At 67.7% G+C, this 20887-nt stretch carries 19 protein-coding genes; 5 read left to right on the top strand and 14 right to left on the bottom strand.

The window, feature by feature from the left end:
- Positions 1-13: 13 nt before the first annotated feature.
- The 5 genes from ETC07_RS02325 to tmpA all read right to left on the bottom strand — a co-directional run bounded on the left by ETC07_RS02325 (position 14) and on the right by tmpA (position 5108).
- Positions 14-745, bottom strand: a complete 732-nt coding sequence (locus tag ETC07_RS02325; RefSeq protein ID WP_136246882.1) for a class II aldolase/adducin family protein — start codon at positions 743-745, stop codon at positions 14-16.
- Entirely contained in the window at positions 742-1683 is a 942-nt protein-coding gene (locus ETC07_RS02320; protein WP_136246881.1) for a glycine betaine ABC transporter substrate-binding protein, read from the bottom strand. The genes ETC07_RS02325 and ETC07_RS02320 overlap by 4 nt, the downstream gene beginning before the upstream one ends.
- A gap of 97 nt (positions 1684-1780) precedes the next feature.
- Positions 1781-3379 carry a 5-guanidino-2-oxopentanoate decarboxylase gene (locus ETC07_RS02315; protein ID WP_136246880.1) on the bottom strand — a complete coding sequence of 533 codons (1599 nt, stop codon included), beginning with the start codon at positions 3377-3379 and terminating at the stop codon, positions 1781-1783.
- A complete protein-coding gene (locus ETC07_RS02310) occupies positions 3376-3963 on the bottom strand; it encodes an HD domain-containing protein (RefSeq protein ID WP_136246879.1) in 588 nt (195 codons plus the stop codon). Before ETC07_RS02310 ends, ETC07_RS02315 begins: the two co-directional genes overlap by 4 nt.
- Positions 3960-5108, bottom strand: coding sequence for a 2-trimethylaminoethylphosphonate dioxygenase (gene tmpA, locus ETC07_RS02305; RefSeq protein WP_136246878.1), 1149 nt, complete (start codon positions 5106-5108; stop codon positions 3960-3962). The genes ETC07_RS02310 and tmpA overlap by 4 nt, the downstream gene beginning before the upstream one ends.
- Positions 5109-5244: 136 nt before the next feature.
- On the opposite strand from tmpA, the gene ETC07_RS02300 reads away from it, so the two are divergent.
- Positions 5245-6246, top strand: coding sequence for a GlxA family transcriptional regulator (locus ETC07_RS02300; protein WP_136246877.1), 1002 nt, complete (start codon positions 5245-5247; stop codon positions 6244-6246).
- Between the two features lie 4 nt (positions 6247-6250).
- On the opposite strand, the gene ETC07_RS02295 is transcribed toward ETC07_RS02300, so the two are convergent.
- The 4 genes from ETC07_RS02295 to ETC07_RS02280 form a co-directional block, all read right to left on the bottom strand.
- Entirely contained in the window at positions 6251-7579 is a 1329-nt protein-coding gene (locus ETC07_RS02295; RefSeq protein WP_168709151.1) for an MFS transporter, read from the bottom strand.
- Positions 7580-7619: 40 nt separating this feature from the next.
- On the bottom strand, positions 7620-8846 hold the full coding sequence (locus ETC07_RS02290) for a TauD/TfdA family dioxygenase (RefSeq protein WP_136246876.1): 1227 nt from the start codon (positions 8844-8846) through the stop codon (positions 7620-7622).
- A 114-nt stretch (positions 8847-8960) separates the two neighbouring features.
- A complete protein-coding gene (locus tag ETC07_RS02285; protein WP_136246875.1) occupies positions 8961-9335 on the bottom strand; it encodes a Rieske (2Fe-2S) protein in 375 nt (124 codons plus the stop codon).
- 71 nt (positions 9336-9406) lie between these two features.
- Positions 9407-10360, bottom strand: coding sequence for a GlxA family transcriptional regulator (locus ETC07_RS02280; RefSeq protein WP_136246874.1), 954 nt, complete (start codon positions 10358-10360; stop codon positions 9407-9409).
- 192 nt (positions 10361-10552) lie between these two features.
- Here ETC07_RS02280 and ETC07_RS02275 point away from each other — a divergent pair, with 192 nt between their 5' ends.
- The 4 genes from ETC07_RS02275 (at position 10553) to ETC07_RS02260 (ending at position 14484) form a co-directional block, all read left to right on the top strand.
- Entirely contained in the window at positions 10553-11563 is a 1011-nt protein-coding gene (locus tag ETC07_RS02275) for a TRAP transporter substrate-binding protein (RefSeq protein WP_136246873.1), read from the top strand.
- Positions 11560-12105, top strand: coding sequence for a TRAP transporter small permease (locus ETC07_RS02270; protein ID WP_136246872.1), 546 nt, complete (start codon positions 11560-11562; stop codon positions 12103-12105). The genes ETC07_RS02275 and ETC07_RS02270 overlap by 4 nt, the downstream gene beginning before the upstream one ends.
- Positions 12106-13410, top strand: a complete 1305-nt coding sequence (locus tag ETC07_RS02265) for a TRAP transporter large permease (RefSeq protein ID WP_136246871.1) — start codon at positions 12106-12108, stop codon at positions 13408-13410.
- Positions 13411-13521: 111 nt separating this feature from the next.
- Complete coding sequence (locus ETC07_RS02260) at positions 13522-14484, top strand: GlxA family transcriptional regulator (RefSeq protein ID WP_136246870.1); 963 nt, start codon at positions 13522-13524, stop codon at positions 14482-14484.
- A 134-nt stretch (positions 14485-14618) separates the two neighbouring features.
- Here the strand turns inward: ETC07_RS02260 and ETC07_RS02255 are convergent, their stop codons facing one another.
- The 5 genes from ETC07_RS02255 to ETC07_RS02235 form a co-directional block, all read right to left on the bottom strand.
- Positions 14619-16373 carry a BCCT family transporter gene (locus tag ETC07_RS02255; RefSeq protein ID WP_240724533.1) on the bottom strand — a complete coding sequence of 585 codons (1755 nt, stop codon included), beginning with the start codon at positions 16371-16373 and terminating at the stop codon, positions 14619-14621.
- A gap of 236 nt (positions 16374-16609) precedes the next feature.
- Entirely contained in the window at positions 16610-18181 is a 1572-nt protein-coding gene (locus ETC07_RS02250) for a BCCT family transporter (protein WP_136247020.1), read from the bottom strand.
- Between the two features lie 195 nt (positions 18182-18376).
- Positions 18377-18838, bottom strand: coding sequence for a thioesterase family protein (locus tag ETC07_RS02245; protein ID WP_136246869.1), 462 nt, complete (start codon positions 18836-18838; stop codon positions 18377-18379).
- Positions 18838-19794 carry an L-carnitine dehydrogenase gene (locus ETC07_RS02240; protein ID WP_136246868.1) on the bottom strand — a complete coding sequence of 319 codons (957 nt, stop codon included), beginning with the start codon at positions 19792-19794 and terminating at the stop codon, positions 18838-18840. The genes ETC07_RS02245 and ETC07_RS02240 overlap by 1 nt, the downstream gene beginning before the upstream one ends.
- Positions 19791-20699 (bottom strand): beta-keto acid cleavage family enzyme, encoded by a 909-nt coding sequence (locus ETC07_RS02235; RefSeq protein WP_136246867.1) that lies wholly within the window; start codon positions 20697-20699, stop codon positions 19791-19793. Before ETC07_RS02235 ends, ETC07_RS02240 begins: the two co-directional genes overlap by 4 nt.
- Positions 20700-20887 lie beyond the last annotated feature (188 nt).

Genomic DNA, 20887 nt, shown 5'->3' with positions numbered 1-20887 from the left:
GATCAAGGGGGCGTCAGGCCAGGGTCGGGCCGTCGGGCAGGCGGCGGCGCTCGGCTCGCCAGGCCAGGTCGATGCCGTGCTCGCTGGCGTTCCAGGCGTCGTATTGCCGGGCCACGTGTTCGGCCATGGTCGGTGACGGCTGGCGCAGCGGGTGGCCGGTGGCCTGGGCGGCCAGTTGTGCCTGACAGCTGCGCTCCAGGTCGCGCATGCGCAGGAAGGCCTCGCCGATGCTGCGTCCGCAGGTCAACAGGCCATGCTGGCGCAGCACCATCGCCGAATGCGGGCCCAGGTCGGCGGCGAGGCGGTCTCGCTCGTCGAGATCCAGGGAGATCCCCTCGTAGTCGTGATAGGCGAGCCGCCCATGGAATTGCAGTGCCCACTGGTTGAGCGGCAGCAGCCCTTCCTCGAGGCACGACAGGGCGACGCCGGCCACGGTATGGGTGTGCAGCACGCACTCCACCTCGGGGCGGGCGTCGTGCAGGGCGCTGTGGATGGTGAAGCCCGCCGGGTTGATGCCGAGCCCGGTGGGGTCGTCGAGGATCTCGCCGCAGGCGTCGACGGTCACCAGGTTGTCGGCCCTGACCTCCTCGAACCGCAGGCCGAGGGCGTTGAGCAGGAAACGCTCGCCGGGCAGGCGGGCCGAGATATGGGTCGAGATGCCGTCGTCCATGCCATCGAGCGCGATCAGGCGATAGGCGGCGGCCAGGTCATCGCGGACCTGCTGCTCGCTTGCCGTATCACTCACAGGCTGTCCTCCACGGCGCTCTGGGCATCCTCACCGTCGCGGGTCTCGACGCCTTCGAGGAAGCCGGCCACGCGCTCGGGGTGATTGACCAGCCAGTCGTGGGCCACGTCTTCGAGATCTCGTTCCTCGAGGCTGTAGCCGAGGATGAACTCACTCTGCTCCTGGGCGGTGAGTTCGAACTGATCGAGCAGCCGGGTCAGGTTGGGGTTGGCCTCGGCGTAGTCCTTGGCGACGATCGTCTTGACGTCGCTGCTGCCGTTGTTGGCGCCGAACACGTCCGCGGAGTCCTCGAGGATGCGGGTGTTGTATTCCGGCACCATCCAGTGGGGCGTCCAGCCGTAGAACAGGATCCAGCGCTCTCTTTTGACGGCACCGTCCACCTCGCTGAGCATGCCGGGCGTCGACGAGGCCATGATCTCCCAGTCGTCGAGCCCGTGGGTGTCGGCGTCGATGGCGGCGTTGATCATGTCGGTGACGGTGGAGCCGCTCTCGATGCTGTAGACCGTCTTGTCGAAGCGCTCGGCCACCTCGGGGTCGGCGAGCTGCTCTGCGCGGGTAATGCCTGCCTCATAGACATACTCGGGTACCGCGAAACCCATACGGGCGCCGTTGACGTTGTTGCCCAGGTCGACGATGGCATCGGCCTGCATGGCGGCATCGTAGCTTTCCTGCTGAGCGGGCAGCCAGCCGGCCAGGAAGGCATCACTATCGCCGCTCTGCAGGGTGCTGTAGCCCACCGTGGAGCTCACTTCGAGGATCTCGGTGGTGTAGCCCAGCGGCTCGATGAGCTGGGAGAAGATCTCGCTCTTAACGGTCACCCCGGGCCAGGGCGGAGCGATGAGGCGCAGCCGGTCGTCGCGGTCGGCGGCCAGGGCGGGGCCGGCCAGTGTCAGGCCGGCGATCAGGCTCAGGGTCAGAGTCGTGGTATGCGTCTTCATGGATCAGCGCTTCCCTTGTGAGGGGAGAGGATAGGGCGGCGTACGCGCCGCCGCTCATGCCTCATCCCGGGTTGAGTCGATCGAAATGCCGTCGCTATCAGAGCGACGCGGCCCAGGCGGCGGCGTCGACCTCGATGATCAGTGGTGAATGGGCATCGGAGAGCCGATTCAGGGCGTCGTGCAGGCTCGCCGGGTCGGTCACGTCCAGGTGGCGGCAGGCGTAGGCCTCGGCCAGGGCGCGGAAGTTCGGCGCGGCCAGGTCGACCCCCAGGTGCGGCACCTCGCTCATCGACATGTAGCGGCGAATCTCGTCGTAGCCGTCGTTGTTCCAGATCACCAGCGCCACCGGGCGGCCGAGGTCGCGGGCGGTACCCAGCTCGCCGAGCACGAACTGCAGGCCGCCGTCGCCGACCAGGGCGACCACCGGCTGCTCGGGCCGGGCAAGCGCGGCGCCCAGGGCGGCGGGCAGGCCATAGCCGAGGGTGCCGAAGCCGGTGGCGGCGTTGAACCAGCGCCGCGGGGCCGGCATCGAGGCCAGGAAGTTGCCGGCGTAGACCGGGCCGGTGGAGTCGCCGACCACGATCGCCTCGGGCAGCGCCTCGCGCAGGGTGGCGTAGAGCGGCGCATAGGGGGCGAGCTCCGGGTCGGCGGCCAGGGAGAGCTCCTCGCGGACGGCGGCGGCGCGGGTGGCGCCGTCGCGGTTCGGCGCGTCGGGCAGACAATCGAGCAGCCCGCGCATGGCCTGGCCGGCCTCGGCGAGGATGGCGAGCTCGGCGGCCTGGTTGCGTCCGAGCTGCTGGGGGTCGATGTCGACACGGATCAGCCGGCCATCGAGGGCGAAGCCCTCGTCGAAGACCAGGTCGTAGTCGGTCTCGCCGAGCTCGGTGCCCAGTGCCAGCACCACGTCGGCCTCGGCGGCCAGGCGACGCCCCGCGGGCAGGCTCTGGGTGGCGCCCAGGTCGAGGGGGTGATCGAGGCCCAGCACGCCCTTGGCGTTGATGGTGGTGAAGGCCGGCGCGTCGAGCCGCTCGACCAGCGCCCGGGCGGCTTCCGGGGCGGCGGCGGTGCCGCCGCCGAGCAGCACCAGCGGGCGCTCGGCCTTAACAAGCCAGTCACCGGCCAGGGCCAGCGCCTCGGGCGCCGGGGCCGGTGGGAAGACGCGTGCCGGGGCGGCGAGCGGCGCCTCGGGCGACGGAGCGGCCATCACGTCGAGCGGGACTTCGATGTGCACCGGCCCCGGCCGGGCGGAGGCGAACACCGCGAAGGCGCGGGCCAGCACCTCGGGCAGCGCCTCGGGGTCCTGCAGGGTGTGGCTGAACACGCTGACGCCGGACAGCGTCTCGCCCTGATGGGGCATCTCGTGCAGCCGGCCCTGGCCGCGGCCCAGGGTGGTGCGCTGGTTGACGCTGGAGATCACCAGCATCGGCACCGAGTCGGCCAGCGCCTGACCCATGGCGGTGGCGATGTTGGTCATGCCGGGCCCGGAGATGATGAAGCAGGCCGCCGGCTTGCCGCTGGCCCGGGCGTAGCCGTCGGCCATGAAACCGGCGCCCTGTTCGTGGCGGGGCGTGAGGTGGGCGAGCCCACTCGCCCCCAAGGCACGATACAGCTCGATGGTGTGCACGCCGGGGATGCCGAAGGCGGTATCGATGCCGTGGGCCTCGAGCAGTTCGATCAGTCGTTGGGCGCAGGTCATGAGACTTGAGTCTCCTCGAGGATCGCCGGCAGGCCGCCGAAGGGGGCGCGTCCGAGGACGCGCTCGACCATCGGCACGAAGTGTTCGAGCGGCAGGGTGTCGTAGTCGGGATCGAAGCTGGCCTGATCCCAGTCGTCGCAGAAGCGCACCGTGCGTTCATAGGCGGGATGATCGCGGAACTGCTCCCGGGCATGGGGATCCAGGCCGAAGTAGTGACGGTAGTGATAGCCCTGGAAGAGCTCGTGGTGACGGATCATCCAGCCATTGAGCGGATCGATGAACGGCTCGAGGATGCCCGCGGCGATCTCGGCATGGTTGGCCGGCGACAGGTCGTCGCCGATGTCGTGGAGCAGGGCGCAGACCACCATTTCTTCGTCGGCACCGTCGCGCAGGGCGCGGGTCGCGGTCTGCAGGCTGTGCTCATAGCGGTCCACCGGGTAGCCGTGGGTGTCGCCGGACAGTCGATCCAGGTGTTCGAGGACCCGGCGCGGGGCGTCGGCGACGTAGTCGCGGAACCGGTCATCGATCAGTGCCCACTCGTCGTGGCGGGCCTCGCCGAAGTAGCGGAAGCGAGCCTGGTTCATGCGGTCTCCTCCATGCGGTTCTCGGCCAGCCGACGGCGCAGTACCAGGCGGCGGCTGGCGGTGCTGTCGCGGTCGACGTAGCCTTGGCGCAAGTGGCGCACGCCGCCGGCCAGCTCGAAGGCGCCGCGGCCGTGCAGCAGGCGGTAGTTGTCCATGATCAGCATCTGGCCCGGGTCGAGCTTGAGGTGCACGGTGAGCTCGTCGGAGGTGAGCAGCTCATAGAAGGCGCGACGCGCGGCGTAGTAGCGTGCCAGCTCCTCGGCGGGCAGGGCGGCGACCCGCTCGGTGCGGTTGTTGTAGCGCACCCGGCTCACCCGGCCCTGGCTGTCCAGCTCGATCAGCGGCCCCTCGCTCTCTAGCCAGGTGGTCTCGTCCTGATAGCGGAAGCCGGGGGTCACCCGTGTCAGGCACTCGAAGGCCGCCGGATCGCGCTCGCGAAGCAACTGGGCGGCGCGATAGCCGTCGACCAGGGTGTTGGCGCCACCGTCGGCGGCGTTGGTCAGGCAATGCAGCCAGATGTAGCCGGGGATCGGGTCGCGATAGGGGTTGTCGGTATGCGGCTCCAGGCCGCGTTGGGTCATGGTCAGATCATAGGCGTTGGCCACCGACTTGACGTCGGCGATGCCGCCCCAGTTGGTGCGCCGCAATGGTCCGACGTGCTCGATCAGCGTCTGCATGCCGTCCTCGTCGGTGGGCACGCCGGAGACCAGCACGAAGCCGACGCGATGCAGGTCGTCGAGCATCGCCAGCAGGGTGGCGTCGTCGTCCAGGGCGGCGGCGAAGTCGGCGCGGGGCGGCTCGGCGAGGCCGGCGTCCCACAGGGTGCGGCCCGCGGCGACCGACGCACGGGGAGCGTTTTCGGCGGGCTGGGCATCACGTAGCTCGGCCAACGGGAAGTGTGCGGCATGACCGTCGTTGAAGCGCAGTGCCAGGGCAGTGCCATCGATCTCGGCCTCTTCCAGTGCCAGGTCGAGAGGCAGCTCGGCGGCCTCGATCAGGCGCTGTCCGGTGCCCGGGTCGAGGGTCTCGGCATCGGGCGTGCGTTCGCGCAGCCACAGGGCGGCGAACTCGCGGGGCTGGGCATCGAGGTCGAGGGTCAGTCGCTGTCCGTCGGCGGACAGGCTTACCTTGGCACTTGCGGTCATGACGAGGGTTCTCCGGGTAAAGCAGGGGCTTGATGCGGTCGTGGTCGGTGACGCCGATGACGGGACCGGCTTTACCCTAACGCTACTCCGGCGGTACCATTTGACTAAATTCGCCATAGAGTTGATGAATTTAGTCATGAGCGAGAGCCCTTCCACCGCCTGGCCTTATCCGCGCCCGGATTCTCCCCCGTTACTTTCCCCGGATCAGGCCGAGCACACCCTGGACGTCTGGCTGGTACCCAAGTTCTCGATGCTGACCCTGTTCTGCATGCTCGAGCCGCTGCGGGTAGCCAATCGCTTCGGGCGCGACCTGTTCGCCTGGCGGCTGCGCTCGGCGGATGGCGATGGAGTGGTGGCCAGCAACGGGGTGCGCATCGAGGTGGATGGCCAGCTCGGCTCGGTGCCCGACGATGCCAGCCTGATGGTGGTGTCGTCCTACGAGGCCGAGGCCGGGATCACGGCCCGGGAGCGGGCGGTATTGCGGCGGGTAGCGGCCCATGGTGGCTGGCTAGGCGGGTTGGACACCGCGCCCTTCATCCTGGCGCGGGCAGGCGTGCTGGAGGGCCATCGAGTGGCCCTGCACTGGGAGAGCGTGCCGGCCTTTCGTCGCGAATTCCCCGGGCTGCGGATCAGCGGTGAACGCTTCGAGTCCGACATCGCTCGTCAGACCGGGGCCGGGGGGACCACCGGCATCGACATGATGCTGGACCGTATCGAGCGTGACTATGGCCCGGCGTTGTCCGACGCCGTGGGTCGCCAGCTGGTGCATGACCGTTACTATGGGGCGGGCGGGCGACAGGCGCGCTACGAGGGGTTGCCGCGCAGCGTACTGCGCAGCCTGGCGATGATGGAGGCCAACCTGGCTCAGGCGTTGCCGATACCCGAGATCTGCCGCATGGCGGGCCAGTCCCAGCGCCAGCTCACGCGGCTGTTCCTGACGCACTTCGGCGAGACGCCCAAGCAGTGCTACCTGGGCATGCGCCTGGATCGCGCCCAGCGGCTGCTTGCCGGCAGCCATTGCCGGGTCACCGAGGCGGCATTGGCCACCGGCTTCGCGCACCTGGCGCATTTCTCCCGGGCCTATCGGGCGCGCTTCACGGAGTCGCCGCGGGAGACGGCGGCCCGAGGGCCGGGCTGAACGTTCAGCCGCTCGCCCCGCTCGGTGTGGCCTCGCTGGACGGGTCACTCAGCTCGAACTCGAGCTGGGTGGGCTCGCTGGCGGCCTCCTCGACCCAGGTGGCGCCCAGCGGCGCGGTACCGGCGGGTACCGCCACGTAGTGGCCCGGCTCTTCGTCGTCGGCGATGGGTTGGCGGATCAGGCAGTAGCCCCCGAAGAGGGTCAGGGCGGCATGGATCAAGGCCAGATCCCACAGGAAGCCGTCGGGCCCGATGGCATCCATCAGCAGCCCGGTGGTCAGCGGACCGAGGATGGCGCCGATGCCGAGTGCCAGCACCAGGCTGCTGCTCGCCGCCACGGTCTGCGACGAGGTGAGTCCGTCGTTGGCGCAGGCCAGCAGCAGCGAGTAGAGAGTCAGGGTGGTGCCGCCTAGCAGCACGCCGAGCAGCGTCAGCGCCAGGGCGTCGCCCGATTCCAGCAGCAGGCCGGCCAGCGACAGGGCCGTGGCCAGTGCGGCCACCACCACGATGACCATGCGGCGATCGGCCTTGTCCGACAGCTTGCCCAGCGGCCACTGCAACAGGGCCCCGCCGAAGACGAAGGCGCCCATGAAGGCGGCGACCTGATCCACGGCCAGGCCGCTACCGGTGGCGAAGACCGCCCCCATGCCGAACACGCTGCCATTGGTGATGCCGGTCAGCAGGCAGCCCAGGGTGCCCATCGGCGCCAGCCGATAGAGGCGACGCAGGCTCATGGTCTCCGTCGTTCCTGTGTCCGGCTGCGGCGTGTAGCTGAGCAGGATCGGCACCAGGGCCAGCGACATCACGATCGAGACGATCAGGAACAACACGATGCCGCCGGGATCGGCGGCATTGAGCAATAGCTGGCCGCCGCCCATGCCCAAGTAGCTGATCACCATATAGAAAGCGAGTAGCCGGCCACGCAGGTGGTTGCCGGCGTGGCCGTTGAGCCAGCTTTCGGTGACCACGTAGAGCCCGGCATAGGCGAAGCCGGTGACCAGGCGCATGACGGCCCAGACCCAGGGGTCGATGAACAGCACATGGACCAGGATGGCCACCGAGGTGAGCGAGGCCAGCGCCGCGAACACGCGGATGTGGCCGACCTGGCGCAGCTTGCGCGGCGTCAGGGTCGAGCCGGCCAGGAAGCCGACGAAGTAGGCCGACATCACCAGGCCGGTCACGGTGTTGCCGAAGGATTCTTCGGCGGCGCGCACGCCGAGCAGGCTGCCCTGCAGTCCATTGCCGAGCATCAAGAGGCCGACCCCGAGCAGCAGCGCCCAGAGGCTCCAGGCCGCCGAGATGGTGGTGGTAGGCGTCTGTGGGTGGGCGCTCATGACGGTCTCCTGGGTAGATGGCGCTCAGGGCAGCATGGGATCAAGCCTCGGCGGTGGTCCTCCGGTGACGCTGGGCGCGCTGGACCATGCGGTAGCGCGAACGGATCTCGTCGCGTTCCATGTAGCAGCCCTGTAGCCAACGGTGTCCGTTGGCGCCCTCGAAGGCGTCGCGGGCGTGCAGCAGCCGGCGGTTGTCGAAGATCACCAGGTCGCCGGGGGTGTAGGTGAAACGGATGGCGAAGGCCGGGTCGCGTAGCAGTCGTTGTAGCGTCATCAGCGCGTCATAGGCCGGCTCGACATCTTCGAAGGCGGTCTGCAGCGGGCCACGCAGGAAGTCGGCGATGCGCACCTCGAGCAGCTCGCCGCGAGCATCCAGGCGGATCATCGGCTCGAACCATACGTAGTCGCTGGTCTTGGCGGTGTTGGCGTAGCACCAGCGCACCCGGGTCAGAGTCTGCCAGGCCTCGGGGTGATGCTCACGCAGCGCCTCGGCCACGGCGAAACCATCGAGCATGACGGCCTGGCCGCCGGCCACGCTGTTCTCGAGGCAGTACAGGCACTGGAGACCGGGATGATACTCACGGGTCGGCAGGTCGACGTGGGGCGGCAGGGCGATGGAGGTATAGGCGTTGGAGTCCGGGTCCGGCTTGGCGCGGACGTTGAACAGTTCGCCGAAGTTGGTGGAGCGCACCGGGCCGATCCGGTGGGCGACGGCCTGCAGCGAGCCCGGTTCGGTGGGCAGGCCTCGCAGGCGCACCAATCCCTTGCCGAGCACGCTTTCCAGTGCCGGGGCAAGAATCGCCTCCTCGGCCTCGCTGTCTGGTGCCGTGTCGAGCAGCCCCGCGGCGTCGAGCGTGTCGGGGCCGGCCTCCGGGCCGCCCTGCCAGGTCGTGACCGGCACCAGCGCCGCCTCGGCATCGTCGGCGTTGTCGTAGTCGTGGGCACGCAGCCAGCCGGGGTGGAAGCGCAGGTGACGATCCTCGGGGGCGAAGTCCACGCACAGGGCGCCGGCGGCGTCGATCTCGGCGCCTTTGATTTCCGGCCAGGCGGGCAGGCTGGACAGGTCCAGGATGCGTTCGCGAGTCGCCGGGTTGATGGTGGTGTCGTCGGCGGCATTCTCGCGCAGCCAGATGCTGTGATAACGGCTGACGCGACCGTCGCTCCAGCGCACGGTGATCAGGCGCGGGGTGAAGGAGACGCTGTCGAGATCGGCGTCGATCGGCCAGGCGTCATAATCCGGGGTGCGCGGCAGTTCGGTGTCGGTCATGGGGCATCTCCTGAAATGAGCATCGTGATGATGCGGCTCAGGATGCCAGTGTGAGGCACTCGACTCGCGGCAGGATTCGACGCCGACTATGCACGATTCGACAGTTGGGGCGTCTCAGTCACCGATCACCAGCCAGCCGCTCCGCAGGGACACGGGCACCGGCTCCAGGGAGCAGCCGACGCCCAGGCCGCCGATGCCTTCGCCGCTGCGGGTCGCGAAGGTGGCGTCATGGTTGCTGCAGCGCAGTTGCTCGCCGTCCTCGCTGAGCAGGCGATCGCCGCGCTGATCGAGGGGCAGGAACTGGTGAGGGCAGGCGTTGACGTAGCCAAGCGGCGCGGCGCCGGTGAGGCGTACGACCAGCAAGGGGAAGCGCCCGCGTTCGCTGTCCACGCTCAGGCTCAGGTGGCCGTGATCGGGCAGGGCGTCGGCCTCTACCACGCGGGTGCCGAGGGCGGGGGCGCTGCGGTATTGCTGCCAGGCCGCGGTCATGGTCGCTCCTGTGAAGGGGGATTGCCGTGCCATGAGACCCGCCCCCCGCGGGCCTGTCAACGCGGTCTGGGTCACTGCCGCTGTCGCAGCTCGCTCGGCGTCACCCCATGGCGTCGCCGGAAGGCGCGGGTGAAGCTCGAAGCCGAGGCGAAGCCACAGGCCAGGGCGATGTCCATGATGCTGTGGCGCGTCTCATGCAGCAGGCGGTCGGCGTGGTCGAGGCGCCTGGCCAGGTAGGCGCGTTGCGGCGAGGTGCCCAGGTGACGGGCGAAGAGTCGGTCGAGGCGACGCCAGGAAAGGCCAAGCTCGCCGGCCAGCTCGCGGATACCCAGCGGCGTGTCCAGGTTGGCCTCCATCAAGGCGATGGCGCGGCTCAGGGTCGGATCGTCGGGAGCGGCGGGGTCGCGCTGGCGGCTGGCCGGTCGGCGGCCCTGATCGTGAACCAGCTGCGCGCGCACGCGGCCGGCCAGGTCGTCGCCGTGACGGCGGCGAATCAGGTCGAGGCTCATGTCGATGGCCGAGCTGCCGCCGGCGCAGGAGAAGCCGTCGGGGGTGACCTCGTAGAGCGACTCCACCGCGTCGACCCTGGGGAAGCGAGTACGGAATTCCGGCAGCGACTCCCAGTGCAGGGTCACCGTCTGGTCATCGAGCAGGCCGGCCGCGGCCAGCGCGAAACAGCCGGTGTCCATGCCGCCGAGCAGGCAGCCTGCCGCGGCCCGCGAGCGCAGCCAGTCGATCAGCGTGGCATCGATGGCGATTTCGGGCTCGAAGCTCGCGCAGACCGCAAGGCTGGGCGAGGCGGGTGCGTCGGCCAGGGCATGATCGACGGCCAGCGTCATGCCGTTGGAGGCGATCACCGGCTCGCCGTCGCGGCTGACCAGGTGCCACGCGAACAGCGCTTCGCCGCTGATGCGGTTGGCGATGCGCAGCGGTTCGACGGCGGAGAAGAAGGCCACCATGGCGAAGCGCGGCAGCAGCAGGAAGCCGATCCGCTCCGGGGCGGGCACGGGGGGCTGGAGTCTCATGGGCCTCGGGTCGGCAGCGTGAAGGTCGCGCGGTGGCGCGTATCGAGGGCTCGATTGTAGAGGCTGTGGGGGGCGTTGCAACGCTGGGGGAGTCGCATTCAGGCAGCCGGGAGTCGCGACGGCATCTCAAGGTGGCGGTGGGGTGATGGATACTCGGGAAGCGAACAATCACAACCTCAAAGGAATTCGCCGATGCCTCGTGCTTCCCGCTCCTCCACCGCGTTGCTGGAACAATCCCTGTTGGCCCTCGGGCTGGCGGCTGTTTCCCTGTCGGCCCACTCGACGGGCATGGACTTCTCCAACGAGTACAACGCCAGCTCGATTCATGCCCAGGGGGATGCCTGGTTCATCGAGCGGGTCGACGGGCTGACCGATGGCGACGTGGATATCACGCTGCACACCGGCGGTGCACTGGGCTTTCGTTCCGGTGATCACTTCTACGCGGTAGCCGACAATGCGGTGCAGATCGCCGATAGCCTATCCGGCACGCTGGGCGGTATCGATCCCATCTTCCTGCTCTCGTCGCTGCCCTTCGTGGCCGACGACATCGCCTCGGCCCACCGGCTCTACGAGATTGCCCGGCCGGCGTATGCAAAGGTCTTCGAGGACAATGGCCAGGTCCTGCTCTATGCTTCGCCTTGGCCGGCCAGTGGCATCTGGTCCGAGGGGCCTGTCACGAGCATGGCGGCCCTCGAGAATCTCAAGATCCGCAGCTATGACCGCAACGGCACCGCTACCCTGGTCAACGCCGGCGCCTCCCCGGTGAAGCTCTCCTGGGCCGATGTGGTGCCCCAGTTGGCCACCGGTGGCATCGAAGCGGTGCTCACCTCCGCCGAGGCCGGCGCCAACGGCAGCTTCTGGGAACACCTGAGCGACTTCAGCGCCATTCAGTACGCGGTGCCCCTCAACATGGTGCACATGAACCGCGACGCCTTCGAGTCTCTGAGCGAAGAGGACCAGCGGGCGATCCTCCAGGCCGCGAAGGAGACCGATGCCCACAACTGGGAGGTCGTGAAGGCGCGCGTTGCCGAGAACTATGACCAGCTCGAGGAACATGGCGTCGCGATCCACGATCCGGTGCCGAGCGCATTCCAGGATGCCCTCGCCGAGGCCGCCCAACCGGTCGTCGATGACTGGGTCGAGAGCACCGGGGAACGCGGCAGCCGGATCCTGGAGCAATTCCGCCAAGAGGACGACCAATGACGGCAGTGCCATCCCGCGATGGAACCGCCGCCTACCTGGTGGCGACCCTGGGGCGGGTGTCCGGCGCTCTCGCCTCGCTGGGTGCCGGCCTTGCCATGCTGCTGGTGGTGTACATGCTCGGCCACATCCTGTTCGAGATCGGCCTGCGCCTGTTCGGTCGGTCGACGTTCATCCTCGATGAGTACATCGGCTACGGTGTGGCGGCGATGACCTTCCTCGGCCTGCCCTACGCTCTCGAACAGGGCGGGTTGATCCGTGTGGCGCTGGTGCTCAAGCGACTGCCCCGGGCCTGGCGTTGGCCGCTTGAACTGTTCGCCAGCCTCACCGCCCTGTTGGCCTTCGGCTGGCTGGCCCGCTACCTGACCCTCGCCGTGGAACGTAGCTTTCAGCGCGGTATCGTCAGCGAGACCCTGGCGCAGACGCCGCTGTGGATCCCCCAGGGCACGGTGCTGGTCGGCCTCTATCTGCTGTGTCTGGTGCTGGTCGTCCGTTCGTTGCGCGTCCTGGTACAGCGGCAGGCCTTCGATAGCGGGGACACCTGAATGGAAACACTATTCGTCGGGGCCGGGGTCATCGGCCTGCTGCTCGGGGTGCTCGCGCTGGGCAGCTGGGTGTTCGCCGGTCTGGTCATCGTGGCCATGCTGTCGCTGTGGGGGCTAGGGGACTTCGATGCCAACCGCATCGGTCTGATTCTCTCCAAGATCCTGTTTCGTGCCGCCAATAGCTGGGAGTTGTCGGCGATTCCGCTGTTCATCCTGATGGGGGAGCTGATCTTCCGCTCCAATATCTCCGAACGGCTGTTCCGTGGCTTGACCCCGCTCACCCGCCATCTGCCCGGTGGCATCCTGCACACCAACGTGCTCGGTTGCACGCTGTTCGCCGCCGTCAGCGGTTCGAGTGCCGCCACCACCGCGACCATCGGCAAGATCACCACCCGAGAGCTGGATCGGCGCCGCTACGACCGTGACCTGTCGATCGGCTCGCTGGCCGGCGCCGGCAGCCTGGGGCTGTTGATTCCGCCATCTATCGTGATGATTGTCTATGGCGTGCAGGCCGAGGTCTCGATCAGCAAGCTGTTCATGGCCGGCGTGCTGCCGGGCTTGGTCATCGCCGCGCTGTACGTCGGCTACGTGACGCTGCGCTGCCTGGCCAACCCGGGCCTGGCGCCCAAGGCCGAAGACACCGGCAGCGGCGTCTTCCAGGCCTTGCGCGATCTCGCCCCGGTACTGGGGCTGATCGTGATCGTCATCGGCGCCATCTACACCGGCATCGCCACTCCCTCCGAGGCCGCCGCCGTCGGCTGTGCTGCCACCCTGGCGTTGCTGTTGTGGGAGCGCCAGCTAACGCGGGTTCTGTTCATCGACGCCCTGCGCGGCGCGCTGGTCAGCGCGGTGATGGTCTGCAGCCTGCTGGTGGCCGCGGCACTGCTTTCCACGGCCATGGGCTATCTGCACTTGCCGAGTGAGCTGGCTGGCTGGATCGCCGACCAGGCCTTCTCGCCGGTGGCGCTACTGCTGGCCATGGCACTGTTCTATATCCTGCTGGGGCTATTCCTGGATGGCATCTCGATCACCGTGATGAGTCTACCGATCACCCTGCCGATCATCGTCCAGGCCGGCTACGATCCGCTGTGGTTCGGGGTCTTCCTGGTGATCATGGTGGAGCTGGGGCAGATCACCCCGCCGGTGGGCTTCAATCTCTTCGTGCTGCAGGGGCTGACCGGCGAGAGCATCGGTCGCGTGGCCCTGGCGGCGGCGCCGTTCTTCGCGTTGATGTGCCTGGCGGCGCTGATCATCAGCGTGTGGCCGGCCATTGCACTGTGGCTGCCGACGCTACTGTCAGGATGACGAGGCAAGAAGCTCGTATTCCAGCCGCGGCAAGGCGTGGGGGCGCCGTCTTGCCGCGACGCCAGGGGCCGGTCATCATGACCGGCTCGCGCGCTTCTGGTGATCCTTGTCATGCGTCTCGACTATTCCGGCCCGACTCCCGAACCGATCGGTTTCCTGCTGCTGCCGCGTTTCTCGATGATGGCCTTCTTCTCGGCCGTCGAGCCGCTGCGCATCGCCAACCGCATCAGTGGCCGCCCGCTCTTCGAATGGACCTTGATCAGCGAGGATGGCGGCCCGGTGACGGCCTCCAACGGCATGACGCTGCTCGTCGATCAGGCCATCGAAGCGGTCAATCATCTGCCGTCGTTGGCGGTGTGCAGCGGCTTCGATCCCGAGCGCTATCTGAGCCGTGCGTTGATGCGCTGGCTGCACCGCCTGGACGGGGCTGGCTGCGTATTGGGCGGTCTCGATACCGGCTGTTTCCTGCTCGCCGCGGCGGGGCTGTTGCACGATGATCGAGTCACCCTGCACTGGGAAAGCCTGCCGGCCTTCCGGGAGCGCTTCCCGGCCATCACGACCTCCGATGAACTGTTCGAGCTCGGGGAACGACGCTTTTCCTGTGCCGGGGGTAGCTCGGCCATGGATATGGCACTGCATGTGATCGCCCGCCGCCATGGACAGCGTCTCGCCATCGATGTGTCCGAGCAGCTGGTCCACGAGCGCATGCGCACGCGCCACGATCAGCAGCGCATGAGCCTGGCGCGGCGGCTCGATACCCACAATGCCCGGCTGGTGGACGCCGTCGCCCTGATGGAGTCTCACCTGGAGACGCCGCTGGCGTTGTCCGAGGTGGCTCGACGCAGTGGGGTCTCGTTGCGTCATCTGCAGCGGCTGTTTGAACGCGAACTGGGGAGCTCGCCGCGTGGCTGGTATCTGGCGCTGCGCCTGGAGCGGGCTCGTTACCTGCTCGAGGAGACCGACTTCGAGGTGCTGGCGGTGGGGCTGGCCTGTGGTTTTACCTCGAGCTCCAGCTTCTCGCGGGCCTTTCGCCAGCATTTCGGCGGCTCGCCGCGAGAGGTTCGCCGCGGCTGAGTGATACGATCCGGTGCCGGTTCAGGCGCAAAGCCGGCGTGCCTCGGTGGGCGCCGGCCCGATAATGAGAAGCCCGATCCGGCTAGGCCGGATCGGGCTTCTTGGTGGTGTGCCTTGGCGTCGATGGCGTCGTGCTAGCGGTTGGCCAGCGTCGTGGCCTCTCCGCGCGCCTCGCGTAGCAGCGAGACCAGCACGCCGGCGGCCATCAGCAGGATGACCACGCTCAGCGGCAGGGCGGCGGCGATCAGCGCGGCCTGCAGTGCCTTGAGACCATCGGCTACCAGCAGCACCGCGGCCACCAGGCCGATCGACACGCCCCAGAAGATCCGGAAGCGTTGCGGTGGGTCGTCGTTACCCAGCGACAGGAGCGTGGTCAGCACCAGGGTGCCGGAATCCGACGAGGTCACGAACCAGCTCATCAGCAGGAACACCAGCAGCGCCGAGAGCGTCCAGCCGAGGGCGCCGGTGCCGACGATGCCATCGGCGGTAGCGAACAGCGCGGCGGGCAGATTCCAGGCATTGACCAGCTCGATGAGGCCCCCGGTGCCGGGGCCGCCCGTGGCGTGAAGCTCCTGATAGAGCGCGTTGCCGCCGAAGATGATCAGCCATACGCAGATGATCGTCGTCGGCACCAGCAGCACGCCGAGCACGAATTCGCGCAGGGTGCGGCCCCGCGAGATGCGGGCGATGAACAGTCCGACGAAGGGCGACCAGGCGAGCCACCAGCCCCAGTAGAGGATGGTCCAGGCCTGCTGCCACTGGGCTTCGTCTGGGGTATCGGCGATCCATAGCCCCATCGGCATGATGTGGATGGCGTAGTCGAGCAGGGTGTCGCCGAGCAGGTGGAGCAGCCACAGGGTCGGGCCACCCAGCAGGAAGGTGCCGATCACCAGCACCGAGACTCCGATATTGAGTTCGGAGATGATCTTGATGCCGCGCTTGACCCCCGAGACCGCCGAGACGACCGAGATGGTCGAGATCGTGGCGATCAGTATCAGTTGGGTGTTGAGGTTTGGCACGATGCCGACCAGCCGCTCCAGGCCCACCGCGATCTGACTGACGCCGAAGCCCAGCGAGGTGGCGACGCCGAACACGCAGCCCAGCACGCCGATGATGTCCACGGTATGGCCGATGGGTCCATAGATGCGATCGCCGATGAACGGATACAGCGACGAGCGCAGTGCGAGGGGCAGGCCACGGCGGTAGGCGAAGTAAGCGAGCGACATGCCGACGATCACGTAGATGGCCCAGCCGTGCATGCCCCAGTGGAACATCGTGACCCGTAGCGCATCGATGGCGCGTTCACGGCCGATGGCCGTGGCGCCGGCCAGGTCGGCATGGGGATTGTTGGGGTAGCCCAGGGCGCCGCCGTTATCCAGGTAGAAGGTCGGTTCGGCGACGCCGAAGAACAGGATGCCGATGCCGGTGCCCGCGGAGAACAGCATCGAGAACCAGGCGAAGTTGCTGAACTCGGGGCGGCTATCGTCGGCGCCGAGGCGCACGCTGCCGTGACGGCTCAGCACGATATAGGCACACATGGCGATCAGCGCCATGACGCTAATCAGGTAATAGTTGCCGAAGGTCTGCTCGATCCAGCCACGAGTCGAGCCGAAGAGGCTGCCGGCGAATTCCGGGGCGAGTCCGGTGAACAGCACGAAGGCCAGCACCAGGCAGGCCGAGGCAATGCTCATGCCCTTGTGCATGCCACGGAAGAACCCGGTCTGGGAGAGTTCGGTCAGCGTATGGTCGCGTATGGCTTCGTTGTCGTTGTCGTTGTCGTTGTCGTTGTCGTTGTCGTTGTCGTTGGAAGATTGGGGAGGTTCGAGAGGGGCGATAATGATGTCCTTTGTGGTGGGTCGTCGGTTCGGTGAACTTGGGGCCTTCGACATCGAGGGTCGAAGGCAGAGAAGCCGTGTGGGCCGTCAGAGCCCTGTGAGCAACATGTTATCAAATTTAACTTTAGTATGATGGCCTTGTGGGCCGCGCTAAGGCGGTGGTCAGGGTAAAGATAGTCCCGATGCCGGTCGATGGCCGGATCCCAGGCCACGACGCATCAGGGCCACCCCTGAGGGTGGCCCTGATATGCCGAGCAGGCCCAACGGGGCGGGCCTGTGAGCGGCTGGCGTCAGCGCTTTTCGTGGCTCGTCAGTTGGTTCGTACGTGCCTCACGGAACAGCGAGACCAGCACGCCGGCGGTCATCACCAGGATGACCACGCTCAACGGCAGGGCGGCCGCCATCAGGGCGGTCTGCAGTGCCTTGAGGCCGCCGGCCACCAGCAGCACCGCGGCCACCAGCCCGATCGCCGCGCCCCAGAACACCCGGAAGCGTTGCGGCGGCTCGTCGTTGCCCAGCGAGAGGATGGTGGTCAGCACCAGGGTGCCGGAATCCGACGAGGTCACGAACCAGCTCATCAGCAGGAACACCATCAGCGCCGACAGCGTCCACCCGAGAGTGCCGGTGCCGGCGATGCCGTCGGCGGTGGCGAACAGCGCGGCGGGCAGGTTCCAGGCATTGACCAGCTCGATGATGCCGGCGGTGCCGGGGCCGCCGGCGGCGTGGAGCTCCTGATAGAGCGCGCTGCCACCGAAGATGATCAGCCACACGCAGATGATCAGGGTCGGCACCAGCAGCACGCCGAGCACGAATTCCCGCAGGGTGCGGCCCCGCGAGATGCGGGCGATGAAGAGTCCGACGAAGGGCGCCCAGGCCAGCCACCAGCCCCAGTAGAAGATGGTCCAGGCCTGCTGCCACTGAGCCTCGCCCGGCTCATCGGCGATCCATAGCCCCATGGGGATGAAGTTGATGGCGTAGTCGAGCATGGTCTCGCCGAATACCTGGATCAGCCACAGGGTCGGGCCGCCCAGCAGGAAGGCGCCGATCACCAGTACCGAGACCCAGATGTTGAGCTCGGAGATGATCTTGATGCCGCGCTTGACCCCCGAGACCGCCGAGAGGATCGAGATGGTCGAGATCGCGGCGATCAACAGCAGCTGGGTGTTGAGGCCGGACCCGACGCCGATCAGCCGCTCGAGGCCCACCGCCATCTGGCTGACGCCGAGCCCCAGCGAGGTGGCGACGCCGAACACGCAGCCCAGCACGCCGATGATGTCGACGAGATGGCCGATGGGGCCATAGATGCGTTCGCCGATGAACGGATAGAGCGACGAGCGCAGTGCCAAGGGCAGGCCGCGGCGGTAGGCGAAGTAGGCCAGCGACATCCCGACGATCACGTAGATGGCCCAGCCGTGCAGCCCCCAGTGGAACACCGCGACACGCAGGGCGTCCACGGCACGTTCATGGCCGATCGCCATGGCGCCGGCCATGTCGGCATGTGGGTTGTTGGGGTAGCCGAGGGCGCCGCTGTCGTCCATGTAGAAGGTCGGCTCGGCGACGCCGAAGAACAGGATGCCGATGCCGATGCCGGCGGAGAACAGCATCGAGAACCAGGCGAAGTTACTGAACTCGGGGCGGCTGTCGTCGCTGCCGAGGCGCACGCTACCGTGACGACTCAGCACGATATAGGCGCACACGGCGATCAGCGCCACGACGGTGATCAGGTAGTAGCTGTCGAAGGTGGTCTCGATCCAGCCACGGGCCGCGCCGAAGAGGGTGCCGGCGAGCTCCGGGGCAATCCCGGTGAACATCACGAAGGCCAGCACCAGGCAGGCCGAGGTGATGGTCATGCCCTTGTGCATGCCGCGGAAGAATCCGCCCTGGGCCAGCTCGGTCACCGTATAGTCGGTGGTCTCGATGCTGTCGTTGTTAGGTTTAGGGGGAGTGATAACTCATCTCCTTTGCAGCCGGTCGACGGGCCGGCGATCCCGCGTCATTCCGCCCGGCATGGCCAGGCGGAAAGGTGTAGCAAGGCGATAGTATGATGCGCTGCCGCCTCAGCGCCTAGCAGGCAGCCCGATGCGTCGCCCGGCGAGCTCGGGCCAGCTACCCTCCGTGGCCTGGGGCAGACCATCGATGGCGCTATCGACCGGCGACGGGAAGGCCGCCGGGCGGCCAGCGTCGACGTCGATTCCCATCAGCATCTGCTCGCTGGTGGCCAGCAGGGTGCCTTCGCTGTCGTACATCTCGAAGAACGCATGCAGGCGCTTGGCATCGCGTGCCAGCACCGTCACCTCGACGCTTAGCGGCTGGCCTTCGTGGGCCTCGCGACGATAGCAGAGATGCGTCTCCAGGGTGTAGATCGTATAGCCATGCTGGCGCCGGCCGGCCTCATCGAGGCCGACGGCGTCCATCAGCGCCTCCACGCCCAGGGAGAATACCCGGGCGTATTCGGCATCGTTCATATGGCCGTTGTAGTCGACCCACTGACTGTCGACGCGGAGTTCGAGCAGTGCCATCAGATGCGCCCCTCGAGGCCTTCGGCTTCCGGCCAGTACTTGCGGGTCAGGGCCAGCAGCTCGACCAGGAAGTCATCGCGGCGACGGTCCAGTTCGGCGACCGGGCGGTCCGCGGCCTGGTATTCACAGCCCTCGACGACCTTGTCGATCAGTTCGTCGGTGAGTTCCGGGGCCTCGAGCTTGGTCCAGGGCAGCTTCAGTGCCGGGCCGAACTGCTCGAGCATGTGGCGCATGCCCTGCTCGCCACCGGCCAGGTGGAAGGTCAGGAAGGTGCCCATCAGCGACCAGCGCAGGCCGCAGCCATAGACCACGGCGGCGTCGATTTCCTCGGTGGTGGCGACGCCGTCGTTGACCAGGTGCAGGGCCTCACGCCACAGCGCTTCCATCAGGCGATCGGCGATGTGTCCTTCGATCTCGCGCTTGACCACCAGCGGGCGCATGGCGAGCTCTTGGTAGAGCGCCTGGGCCCGTTCGGTGTGGCTGGCCTCGGTGGCTTCGCCGCCGACCAGCTCGACCAGCGGCAACAGGTAGACCGGGTTGAAGGGGTGGGCGACGATGACGCGGCCCGGGGCCTTCTGGCAGTCCTGCTGCAGGTCGCTCGGCTTGAAACCCGAGGTCGAGGAGCCGATCACCACCTGCTCGCCGGCGGCGGCATCGATGGCGGCCAGGATCTCCTGCTTGAGCGGCAGACGCTCCGGCACGTTTTCCTGGATCAGGTCGGCGCCGTTGACGGCTTCCTCGAGGCTCGGCGCGAAGCTCAGGCGCTCCTGGGAGGCGCCTTCGGCCAGGCCGTCCTTCTCGAGGGAGTGCCAGGCATTGGCGACGAAGTCGCGGGTACGCGTCTCGGCCTCTGCGGCCGGGTCGAAGGCGACGACATCCCAGCCGTTGGCCAGGGCGCGGGCGATCCAGCCATTGCCGATGACGCCGGTACCGATCACGGAGAGTTGGCGGCTCATGCGTCACCTCCTGCGATGCGGCCGGTGCTGGGGTCACGCAGCTTGAGATGCGCCCGGGTCTCGGCCGGGGTCATGATGCGACCGCCCAGGTTGTCGATGATGGTGCCGGCTTTCTCGACCAGGCCAGCATTGGTGGCCGGTACGCCCTTGCTGAGGTAGAGGTTGTCCTCGAGGCCGACGCGGGCATGGCCGCCGAGCAGCATGGCCTGGGCGACCATCGGCATCTGCTGACGGCCGATGCCGAAGGCCGCCCAGTTGGCGGTTTCCGGCAGCTTGTTGCGCATCGCCAGCATGGTCTCGGGATCGGCCTCGGCGCCCCAGGGAATGCCCAGGCACAGCTGGAACAGCGGGTCGCCGTCGAGCAGGCCTTCCTGCTGCAGCTGACGGGCGAACCAGACGTGGCCCAGGTCGAAACACTCGAGCTCGGGCTTGACGCCGGCGGCCTGAACCAAGCTGGCGTGCTCGCGCAGCCAGTCGGCGGTGTTGACGTAGACCATGTCGCTGAAGTTGAGGCTGCCGCAGTCCAGGGTGCACAGCTCGGGCAGCAGCTCGCCGACCGGCGCGTGGCGCTCGGCGGGGGTCTGGATGTCGGTGCCCGGGCCACCACGGGTCGGGTCTTCGGCATCGGGCACCCAGTCGCCGCCGCCGCCGGCGGTGATGTTCATGACGATGTCGGTATCCGACTCACGAACGCGATCCATGACTTCGCGGAAGTGCTCGACCGAGTGGCTGATGCCGCCGGTCTCGGGGTCACGAACGTGGATGTGGGCGACGCTGGCACCGGCCTTGGCGGCGGCGATGCAGTCGTCGGCGATCTGCTTGGGCGTGACCGGTACGTTGGGGTTCTTGCCGGCGGTGTCGCCTGCGCCGGTGATGGCACAGGTCAGGATAGCGTTACGGTTCATGATGACCTCCTTGCGAAACTTGCAGGGAGTGTCCGTCATGGAGCCGTGCCGTAGTATGCAAAAAGCGACATCGAGTTGACGTGATCCGCCAATCTGTCGTGAGTGGTGCCATCGCGAGCCCTGAGGCGCCGAAGGATGGTGGCCCTGAAAAACGACGACGCCCCGAGCGGGGCGTCGAAACATACAAG

This window comes from Halomonas borealis (genome assembly GCF_004798905.1).
Classification (GTDB): Bacteria; Pseudomonadota; Gammaproteobacteria; order Pseudomonadales; family Halomonadaceae; genus Halomonas; species Halomonas borealis.
This window is presented reverse-complemented; position numbering and strand designations above follow the sequence as displayed.

Excerpts from the sequence above, each read along its gene's own strand:
- ETC07_RS02285 (WP_136246875.1), bottom strand. The coding sequence starts at position 9,335 with ATGACCGCGGCCTGGCAGCAATACCGCAGCGCCCCCGCCCTCGGCACC.
- ETC07_RS02275 (WP_136246873.1), top strand. The coding sequence starts at position 10,553 with ATGCCTCGTGCTTCCCGCTCCTCCACCGCGTTGCTGGAACAATCCCTG.
- ETC07_RS02255 (WP_240724533.1), bottom strand. The coding sequence starts at position 16,373 with ATGTCGAAGGCCCCAAGTTCACCGAACCGACGACCCACCACAAAGGAC.
- ETC07_RS02270 (WP_136246872.1), top strand. The coding sequence starts at position 11,560 with ATGACGGCAGTGCCATCCCGCGATGGAACCGCCGCCTACCTGGTGGCG.
- ETC07_RS02310 (WP_136246879.1), bottom strand. The coding sequence starts at position 3,963 with ATGAACCAGGCTCGCTTCCGCTACTTCGGCGAGGCCCGCCACGACGAG.
- ETC07_RS02240 (WP_136246868.1), bottom strand. The coding sequence starts at position 19,794 with ATGAGCCGCCAACTCTCCGTGATCGGTACCGGCGTCATCGGCAATGGC.
- ETC07_RS02260 (WP_136246870.1), top strand. The coding sequence starts at position 13,522 with ATGCGTCTCGACTATTCCGGCCCGACTCCCGAACCGATCGGTTTCCTG.
- ETC07_RS02295 (WP_168709151.1), bottom strand. The coding sequence starts at position 7,579 with ATGAGCGCCCACCCACAGACGCCTACCACCACCATCTCGGCGGCCTGG.
- ETC07_RS02320 (WP_136246881.1), bottom strand. The coding sequence starts at position 1,683 with ATGAAGACGCATACCACGACTCTGACCCTGAGCCTGATCGCCGGCCTG.
- ETC07_RS02315 (WP_136246880.1), bottom strand. The coding sequence starts at position 3,379 with ATGACCTGCGCCCAACGACTGATCGAACTGCTCGAGGCCCACGGCATC.
- ETC07_RS02290 (WP_136246876.1), bottom strand. The coding sequence starts at position 8,846 with ATGACCGACACCGAACTGCCGCGCACCCCGGATTATGACGCCTGGCCG.
- ETC07_RS02280 (WP_136246874.1), bottom strand. The coding sequence starts at position 10,360 with ATGAGACTCCAGCCCCCCGTGCCCGCCCCGGAGCGGATCGGCTTCCTG.
- tmpA (WP_136246878.1), bottom strand. The coding sequence starts at position 5,108 with ATGACCGCAAGTGCCAAGGTAAGCCTGTCCGCCGACGGACAGCGACTG.
- ETC07_RS02235 (WP_136246867.1), bottom strand. The coding sequence starts at position 20,699 with ATGAACCGTAACGCTATCCTGACCTGTGCCATCACCGGCGCAGGCGAC.
- ETC07_RS02300 (WP_136246877.1), top strand. The coding sequence starts at position 5,245 with ATGAGCGAGAGCCCTTCCACCGCCTGGCCTTATCCGCGCCCGGATTCT.
- ETC07_RS02250 (WP_136247020.1), bottom strand. The coding sequence starts at position 18,181 with ATGCACAAGGGCATGACCATCACCTCGGCCTGCCTGGTGCTGGCCTTC.
- ETC07_RS02245 (WP_136246869.1), bottom strand. The coding sequence starts at position 18,838 with ATGGCACTGCTCGAACTCCGCGTCGACAGTCAGTGGGTCGACTACAAC.
- ETC07_RS02265 (WP_136246871.1), top strand. The coding sequence starts at position 12,106 with ATGGAAACACTATTCGTCGGGGCCGGGGTCATCGGCCTGCTGCTCGGG.